A 9,187-nucleotide genomic window follows, 5' to 3' on the forward strand; every position below is an offset into this window, starting at 1 on the left:
TAGGGAGTAGGGAGTAGGGAGTAGGGAGTAGGGAGTAGGGAGTAGGGAGTAGGGAAGATGGGGAGTAGGTTAGGAGAAAAACAACTGTACCTCAGAAAGAGTGAGAAACGCTATATCCTGATTATTCGTAATACAAATTTGATAAATTTTTGCTACAAATAGCTAGGGGAATTTTTAGGAGTCAGGAGTATTAGGGGCGATTTCCGTTCCAGAATACTTTCCTTCGGAATGCTCTGCAAACGTAAACGCGTAATTAGGAGCATTCCGTAGAAAATCGCCCTTAAAGGAGTCCCATAGGAATTAGTTCAATACCATTTTTTAAGCCGTAAATCATGTTTACTTCTCAAAAGAAAATTTCGTGTAAAATCTTTTGATCGCCCTTACTATTCGTTACATTTTTTTTCTCACTTAGTATTATATTAACTTCAAAAAAGGCAGTTACATATTAAGTTGTGATTTATTCCTAGAATAAACAACTTTATAAATCCCATAAATTGTAAAAATTCAACCTTTTTTACTCTTTTTTATTATTTTTTTCTTTACCTGTTGCCTGTTGTATGTTTCCTGTGCAGTGACTGTAGCAATATTTGATTAAATTGGTATTAGAGGCTATTTATCATTTTTCCTACTAGAGCATTTGAGCTAAAGTAGTGCGTTAAAATTGTTATTGCCAAAGATAGTGAAGACATCTCTATCAAATTTTGTATTGCATTATTTTAAAGGAAAAAATTCACTACATACCTACCCAAAAATTGCTATGCCTTCTGTCTTTATCTTTAGTAAGTATTCAGCTATTAGCGGTCAGCAAGCCTCCTGCGGAGGAACTGCGTTAACAGCAAATAATGAAATAATGAAATAATGAATAATTCAATTCTTTCTCAGGTTAAAGGAGTATGCTTTAGTAGTAACTTTGAATTCTCCTTGAATACTAATTTATTTTTTTAAAATAATCAGATAATGAATTAATAACTTATAGCTGTTAGCCAAGCTCCTCTGTTAGCGCAGATCCTCCGCAGGAGGCAAGAGGCTAGCTGACGGCTGTTTGCGCAGCATTCCGTCAGGAAATGCTCACTTTATTTAAGCTTCTGGAGAGTACAAAGTTCTTCTAAAAAACGATTTACTTGTCTAACTGAAAGTATTATTGGTAAAAACTTAGAGCATATATAATAGTGAATACAGGTTTCTAACTTTGGAACCGCTGATAGCCATTGCTAGCAATAGCTATTCTAGGAACTTTGCACTGTCTAGTAAGCTTCTATTAATCGAAAAATATATACCCAATTCGGTGGTATATGAAATACAGGAGGGAGAAATTTTCAAATAGTTTTTGAAGTACAAAATTACGAATTAAGGTTTAATTTTTTTTGCACCGATAGGCTAGAATTAGTGTACCAAATTTAGATATAATTGTCTTTAAGTCTTTCCCATATCGGAGGAAAAAAACAGATATGTTTCAACTTCTCCTCAACTGTCTATTCCCCCTTCCTATTCCCATTTGTTCTCACTTATTAAAATTAATTAATGTTGCTACTAATTTCTGAAGATGAGTTGTTTCGTGAGTAGCCATTAGCGAAATACGAATGCGACTGGTATTAACAGTAGGTGGGCGAATGGCAGGAGCAAATATTCCTACTTGTTTTAACTTTTCTCCCACTTCTAATGCTTCAGCTGCATTTTTCAGGGGAAAACAAATAATTGGTGATTCATAATTTGATATTTTTTTCCCTCTGCAAAAAAGTTGATTTTCTGTTTCTAGTAAATTTCTGAGAGTCTCCACATTTTGCCATAGTTTAAAACGACGTTCTGGCTCTTTTTTAAGAATTTTTATAGCTGTTAAAGCTGCAGCAGTATCAGCAGGAGTTAAACCTGTGGTATATATCCAACTCGGCGCTCTATTTCTAAGAAATTCTATTAATTTTTTTGAGCCAGCAACATAGCCTCCTAAACTTCCTAATGCTTTGCTCAAAGTACCAATTTGAATTAGTTCTTTTCCTGTACAGTTAAAATGTTCAACACAACCACCTCCATTAATTCCAAAGACTCCTGTTGCATGAGCTTCATCTACTAAGAGCATACTATTATATTTTTCTGCTAAATCTAATAATAATGGCAATTTACATAAGTCACCATCCATACTAAAAACACTATCTGTAATTATTAAACTGCGACGATAATTTTCTCGTTCTTGTTCTAGTTTATTTGTCAAATCTTGAATATTGTTATGACTATATTCGACAATTTTTGCACCGCTAAGAATGGCTCCATTTTTGAGGCTAGAATGATTATATTTATCTGATAAAATTAAGTCACGTTGACTGACTATTGAAGATATTACACCTATATTTGCTAAATATCCTGAACTAAATACTAATGCTGCTTCTGTTTGTTTTAATTTAGATATTTCTTGTTCTAATTCTTGATGTATTTCTCGATGACCTGTTAATAAACGGGAACCTGTACTACCAGTGCCAAATTCTTTTGTTGCTTCAATAGCTGCTGCAATTAGACGTTCATCTCCTGCTAATCCTAAATAATCATTACTTGCAAAATTGATGAGTTGTTTCCCTTCTATTTTAATTATTGCACCAGGAAGACTTTCAATAGTTTTGACGGAACGATACCAATTAGCTCTATTTATTGTTGATAGGGCTTGCTCTATCCAAGTGTAGGGATTATTTTGCATTGTTTATAATTTATTTTAGTTATGTTTAATGTTAATGGTTATTTATAAGTTATTTATAGCAGTTTTCATGTTTTTTAGAGTACAGAGATTTGGGTTTAAATGAAGAAGGAAGAGGGAATATTTTTTGTGTCTACCTTTGTGAAAACCTCTATAATCTGGGGAAATATAGAATAATTATTCTACTATGACTTTGCTAATTTTTATTTGGCAAAAAAGTTATTTTTTGAGGAAAATACAGAATAGAAAAAATACTTTACCTGATTAATACTGAGAACTGTAATCTAAAATTTTATCTGTAGGCGAAGTCTATCATACTTACTTATTAAAAAATTTGTTATACCAATTTCCACATTGATGAAGTATAGTTATTTTTCTGATCTTCATATTCCTCTAATTTTCTACTTGCCAAAGCTAAAAAATTTACCTAAAAATTAAGGTATAAAGCCTATCTATTCATGGAGAAAAAGCAGTTAAGGGATGGCGAGGTATCCCTCTCTTGCAGAGCCACTGCCTCTTCCAGAGGAGCTGCCTCTTCCAGAGGAGCTGCGCTAACGTTAACGCCATATCCAATCAACCAAGAGAAGAAAAAAAATTCTTTTTAGCCAATCTTCTTCTTTATAAGAAGAGGTAATTATTAAACTCACAAGTATGAGAATTGCTATATAGCGTTTCTCACTCTTTCTGAGGTACAGTTGTTTTTCTCTTACCCTACTCCCCATTTCCTGATCTTCCCTACTCCCTACTCCCTACTCCCTACTCCCTAAAACCAAGGAATTTTGTACCTCACTCTTTTTGGGAATTGCTATAGCTTTTTCAAATATTTTGTTTTGAGAGATATTTTTTATAAAAACCTGATTCTAAAAACTGAGGATCTTCACCCAATCTTTTCAGTAGTCTGGTAAATAATTAATAATTATCTATTCTTAAAAAAAGAGGATTGACAAAACAATTATTGGTAATCCTGTAGATGTAGTGATATTTATAAGTAAAATCCTTTCACCGTAAGGAGTAAAAATGCAAAAATCACTACTTGTACACCACTACCCAATTATTTTGTCTTTTTTCTTATTTACCGAATAATTAACAATGAGTAATTATTAATTAAATCATTCAGCTTTATTAGCCTCCCCTTTCAAGGGGAAAAAGCGGTCGTTTGCGGAGCATCACCTTAGGATGAGATGCCCAGGAAACCTCGCTATCTCTAATCCACCAAGAAAATAAATTTTTTTTCTTTAAGTGTCAATCCTCTCCCTAAATAGGGAGAGGTAATTATCCATTAATGAAACATCTCTATCAGGACTTAGGCAAAGCTACTATAGATAGAGTTCAAAAACTATAACGTTACAGTTTTTAACGCTATATATATGGTCTGGTGCGTAATTCCTATCTATTTTAAATACAATCTAAATGGGTTATATAAAAGAGCTATGGGTTTGGCTATACTTGGTATTCTATGAAAATGGTGGACAAACTGTTGCGTAATTAGAAAACAAATACTATAATACTAAGATGTTTTTGGTGGTAGACTAGCAGTCCCTATGGTAAGCTTATGCTAAATCTGTGGGATAAACTATTTATTTGCGACCTACTGTGGAATGACTGTAAGACCTGAAAAGAATTGATTTTGGAGGGCAGGTTCTATAAAGCAGAAATTGCCCTGGAGTGAAATTTAGGAATCTTATGACATACCTTAGTCTACCGCAAAATTTCTTATAAAGTCTTTCCCCTAATGGGATTACTTTATTATTATATTTTTGTTATACTTAAGAATACCGTAAAGTATTCAACCGCTTTAAAAACATCGCTACTTAACTGTAGCGCAAAGACCTTGAAAACTAGAGTTATGGGGTTGTGTACAGAAATAATTGTACATGGAAAAACTCTAATCATCAATTAACAGAGAACCAATTTTTTTGAGGTTTAAACTGTAAAATTAGGATATTATTCTACAGGATTTTGTTAGTGAAACTAAGGCTAACAAGCTAGAAAATATGTCAACCTTTTAGAAGCTATTCCCCATATATAGGCTTCGGAAGGATGTCAATTAGTGAGGTAATAATGGCTAAACGCCGCAATCCAAAAAAAGAGAAGGCACAACGTAATCAGGCTTACGCACGCAAGTTTCGTAAAAAAAAGACAGGTTTTTTCTCGAAGCGATATTCATCTAAGTTTGCATCTGGCAATAATCAAAATGGTAACGATCAAAATTCAGAAGAGAGTGCTGGTGCTGTAGAAGAATAGTATATTTTGATTGCTCAAAATTCTATAGATAGGAATTTTGATCTAAAAACTCTAGATTTGAGTTTCTATTTCTCAAATCTAGGTTTTAATAATTAGATTAAACTATAAATTTCTCCTTAGCAATAGCAATTTCTGTTTTTACTTGTGCAAAACCTGTTCCACCATAACTATTCCTTGCAGATACTACTTGGTAAGGAGCGATCGCTTCATAAATATCTTCTGCAAATACAGGATGTAACTCTTTCCATTCTTCTAAAGTTAAATCTTTGAGTAATTTACCACTAGAAATACAAGTTTTCACAACCTTACCTACTAAATTATAAGCTTCTCGGAAAGGTATACCACGAGCTGCTAAATAATCTGCCACGTCCGTAGCATTAGAAAAATCTTCTGCTACTGCTTCTGTGAGGCGATCGCTATTAAATTCCAAACCTTCTTGCAATAAAATTGTCATTGCTTCTAGACAACTTTTAACAGTTTTAATAGTATCAAATAAACCTTCTTTATCTTCTTGCAAATCTTTATTATATGCTAGTGGCAAACCCTTCATTACCACTAACATACCTTGTAAATGCCCAAAAACTCTACCTGTTTTTCCCCTCACTAACTCTGGTACATCAGGATTTTTCTTTTGTGGCATAATACTCGAACCTGTAGCACAAACATCAGTTAAAGTAACAAATCTAAACTCTTCAGAAGACCATAAAATTATTTCTTCTGCCAAACGACTTAAATGCACCATAATTATACTAGCTGCACAGAGAAATTCAATAGCAAAATCTCTATCACTTACCCCATCTAAACTATTAGCATAAGGTTTTTCAAACCCTAATAATTCAGCAGTATAGTGTCTATCAATAGGAAAAGTTGTACCTGCTAAAGCACCACAACCAAGAGGAGAAATATTCACCCGACGATAAACATCTCCCAACCTTTCCCAGTCTCTTTCCACCTTATGAAAATATGCCAAAAGATGATGAGCTAAACTTAAAGGTTGCGCTCTTTGTAGGTGAGTATAACCAGGAATTAAAGTTTCAATATTACACTCAGCTAATTCCAAGAGAACTTTTTGAAAGTTCCTCAATAAAATCCGAATTTGTTCAATTTGTTCTCGGAGATAAAGTCTAGTATCAGTTCCTACTTGGTCATTTCTCGACCTAGCTGTATGTAGTTTTTTCCCTACATCTCCAGTAATTTCTGTAAGTCTTTTTTCTACAGCAAAGTGAACATCTTCAGCATCTTCAACTATATGAAACTTTCCTGATCGATATTCTTGACGAATTTGTTCTAAACCCGTCAATAATATTTCCCCTTCCTCAACAGAAATAATACCTGTTTTAGCTAACATTTTTGTATGAGCTACCGAACCATTAATATCGTGTTCAATCAATTCAATATCAAAGCCAATACTAGCATTAAATATAGCTATAGTAGGATGCAACGCCTTTTCAAATCTTTGGCTCCAGGTTTGTTTATCTTGCGTCATTTCAGTTATCAGTTATCAGTTATCAGTTATCAGTTCCTCGCAGATGCTGCTAGAGACTTGAAATACTGAAGTTTATTTTTAGTATTGAGTCGTCAGCTTTCCTCCTGTGGGGGAACTTTGTTAACTATTAGCTTTATATTGTATGGGTTGACAACTCAAACTCGTTGTTTTTGTGGTTTAATTCGCTGGTTGAAATAGCCTTAAAAACAGGGTGTTATTGCTACTTATTGCTGAGAGCTGATAGCTGAATGCTTAACATTATGGCAAAATACTTTTAACCATCCAACCAATTATCAGACCAACTAATAGTGCCCATCCCTGACCACATTCTATAAAGTTGTTCCAAGCTTTTTGTACATCTGCCCATAAGTCTACATCAACTTGTTGAGCAAAAAGTTGCCAACTATACAACACTTTCACTTCTAACAAACTTAAAAAATTACTGTAGTTATTGATTAGATTCAAGTTTAATTTTAGAGTAATTATATGCTCTAGCATCTAGAATTATTCTCTCTAAATATAACGTATTTGATGGAAATATAATTATTGCTATACTGATTAAATCTCAAAGCACTAATAGATAAAAACTAAAGTCTTTATTTTGGTTAAAAAAAGTACCTGGTTTTCAGCTCCTAGAGCTGCAAAAATTTAGTTTAGCATTTTGGGCAGACCAAATTCTATTTCCCCACCCTTCCCACACTCTAATTTTTTCAGCCAACCCTAATGATTAATTATTAATTAACTTTGTACTCTCATTACCACTAGAGTCATATCATCTGGATTATGATTTCCTTCTCCCACAAATTGTTTGACCTCCTCAAATAAATAATCTAATATTTCTTGTGGTTCTTGATAATTTTGACAGGCAAATTTGAAGGCTTGACTTAACTTAAGATCATCATAACGGTCACCATGCTTATTAGCTGCATCTGTAAACCCATCTGTGTAATAAATGATAGTATCTCCTGGATGAAGTTGTACTTGTGCTTGATTATATTCAGAATCTACTTCCAAACCAATTAACATTCCCAGAGTATCCAAATTCACAATAGAATTACTAGCAGCTTGCCACAACATGGGAGGATGGTGAGCAGCATTACTATAGGACAAAATTCGGGTTTCTGGGTCGTACTCTGAATAAAACAAAGTCACGAACCGATGGGAAGTTTCCAGATCGGTGTACATAACTTGGTTCAAATGTTGCAGCACTTGTGCTGGTGAGTGACGGTTTAATACCTCCGCTCTTAACATTCCTCTGGTCATAGTCATAATTAAACCAGCAGGTACCCCCTTACCCATTACATCTCCAATCACAATACTCCACTTACAGGGTTCCTGTTTTTTGTGCTTGGAGTTCACCTGGTCATAGTTAGAGGGGATAAAGTCATAATAGTCTCCTCCTACTCGGTTTGCTGTTTGACAACGAGCTGCAAGAGCAATACCAGGAATTTCTGGACATTCTGGTGGTAATAGTCGCAGTTGAATTTCTGCCCCTATTTCTAACTCTCGGTCCAAACGTTCCTTCTCTCTTAAGGAGGTAGATAGTTCGTCGTTGGCGATCGCTACTGCGGTCTGGTCTGCTACTAGGCGAATTAATTTTTGTCTTGCTGGTGTCCAAACATATTCTGGGTTATGACTAAATACATATAGACGACCTCGTTCTGAGTTCTTGACTAGAATTGATGTGCCAAATAATTGAACGTCATTTCCTAGATAGTCACTAACTTGATAGTCTAGACTCGCCGTTTGAATAGGGACTTCCTGTAATTCGGCAGGTAAAGTTGTTTCTGTAATCAATTGACGAGTTGCTATTTCCAATGCTTGTCGAATATCTTGACATTGTTGGCCTTCTTGACAGTGTAATTGTTGGAATCTAATCTGTCCATTTGGCTTAAATAATACTAATGCCCCACCATCAGCATCGGTTACTCGACAGCCCATGAGTGGAATCAATTCTAGAAACTGATTTAGATTATTGAAGCTACGCAAGGCAAAGCCTAGAGAACTTAATAAATCATTAACATTTTGTTGTTCTTTATGTAAACGGGCCACCATTTCTTGCAGAGCATATACAGATGTTATTGGTGAGGAGTTGCCAGTGGCAATATGGTCAGTGGGTTCAGGGGAGTTTCGATACACAGGCACTACAGTCATAATTTTTTTATTGATAGGTTGATTGATGAAAGTTTATTGATGGTTAATGTTTGTGTTATTTGATTATTTGAAATTATGGCATTTCTTGCTTTCCTCAGTTGTGGCTTCGTTAATAATTTTGATTAGAAGCTATTTTATACTTATTAGCTTTGTTAGTTACAATTTTTCTGGCTGCAAGTTGGAATATTTGGGGTAGCTCTGCTAATTAAGTTTTGTACATGATTCAGTAATTAACTATAGTTTGACTTCATAATTTATAATTTATAAGTTGTTTTTCTCTAAACATTCAGCTTCTAGTAGTCAGCTATCAGCAAAAGGAAGGTAAATTTGGCAGTAGCTTTTAATTTTCCATCAATTTCTCAATTCCTTTTACCTCCTCTACAATTTATCCGTGAATAGGTAATAGTTGATGGCTTAATGCTTGTATTTTTGTTCTTAAGTTTTTTTTGATTTGAAGTTTCTCTAGGTAATAGTTTTATTCTTGAGATTTACTAATTTTTTTCTATGTAGTTAGGTACAATATTTTTCGGATAAATTCGGAAGTAAATTTAGGTTGATAGTTTCAACATAATAGTTTTATTCTTGAGATTTACTAATTTTTTTCTATGTAGTTAGGTACAATA

5 protein-coding genes are annotated in these 9,187 nt (G+C 34.1%); 1 reads left to right on the forward strand and 4 read right to left on the reverse strand.

What is annotated here, in order from left to right:
• Positions 1 to 1,501: 1,501 nt before the first annotated feature.
• Positions 1,502 to 2,683 (reverse strand): 8-amino-7-oxononanoate synthase, encoded by a 1,182-nt coding sequence (gene bioF / locus ACP6PK_RS29160; protein WP_426564952.1) that lies wholly within the window; start codon positions 2,681 to 2,683, stop codon positions 1,502 to 1,504.
• Positions 2,684 to 4,741: 2,058 nt separating this feature from the next.
• Between bioF and ACP6PK_RS29165 the strand changes: the two genes are divergently transcribed.
• Positions 4,742 to 4,924 (forward strand): hypothetical protein, encoded by a 183-nt coding sequence (locus tag ACP6PK_RS29165; RefSeq protein WP_426547281.1) that lies wholly within the window; start codon positions 4,742 to 4,744, stop codon positions 4,922 to 4,924.
• Positions 4,925 to 5,021: 97 nt separating this feature from the next.
• Here the strand turns inward: ACP6PK_RS29165 and argH are convergent, their stop codons facing one another.
• From argH to ACP6PK_RS29180, 3 genes are all read right to left on the reverse strand, one after another.
• Complete coding sequence (gene argH, locus ACP6PK_RS29170; RefSeq protein WP_426564954.1) at positions 5,022 to 6,410, reverse strand: argininosuccinate lyase; 1,389 nt, start codon at positions 6,408 to 6,410, stop codon at positions 5,022 to 5,024.
• A gap of 258 nt (positions 6,411 to 6,668) precedes the next feature.
• Entirely contained in the window at positions 6,669 to 6,908 is a 240-nt protein-coding gene (locus ACP6PK_RS29175) for a hypothetical protein (protein WP_426564956.1), read from the reverse strand.
• A gap of 240 nt (positions 6,909 to 7,148) precedes the next feature.
• Positions 7,149 to 8,564: a PP2C family protein-serine/threonine phosphatase gene (locus tag ACP6PK_RS29180; RefSeq protein WP_426564958.1), complete on the reverse strand. Its 1,416-nt coding sequence runs from the start codon at positions 8,562 to 8,564 to the stop codon at positions 7,149 to 7,151.
• Between the last annotated feature and the right edge of the window lie 623 nt (positions 8,565 to 9,187).

Source organism: Dapis hubbardiae BLCC-M172 (assembly GCF_050016015.1).
GTDB lineage: Bacteria > Cyanobacteriota > Cyanobacteriia > Cyanobacteriales > Microcoleaceae > Trichodesmium.

What these genes read in the sequence shown, in the direction of transcription:
- bioF (WP_426564952.1), bottom strand. Translation starts at nt 2,683, where the DNA reads ATGCAAAATAATCCCTACACTTGGATAGAGCAAGCCCTATCAACAATA.
- ACP6PK_RS29165 (WP_426547281.1), top strand. Translation starts at nt 4,742, where the DNA reads ATGGCTAAACGCCGCAATCCAAAAAAAGAGAAGGCACAACGTAATCAG.
- argH (WP_426564954.1), bottom strand. Translation starts at nt 6,410, where the DNA reads ATGACGCAAGATAAACAAACCTGGAGCCAAAGATTTGAAAAGGCGTTG.
- ACP6PK_RS29175 (WP_426564956.1), bottom strand. Translation starts at nt 6,908, where the DNA reads ATGCTAGAGCATATAATTACTCTAAAATTAAACTTGAATCTAATCAAT.
- ACP6PK_RS29180 (WP_426564958.1), bottom strand. Translation starts at nt 8,564, where the DNA reads ATGACTGTAGTGCCTGTGTATCGAAACTCCCCTGAACCCACTGACCAT.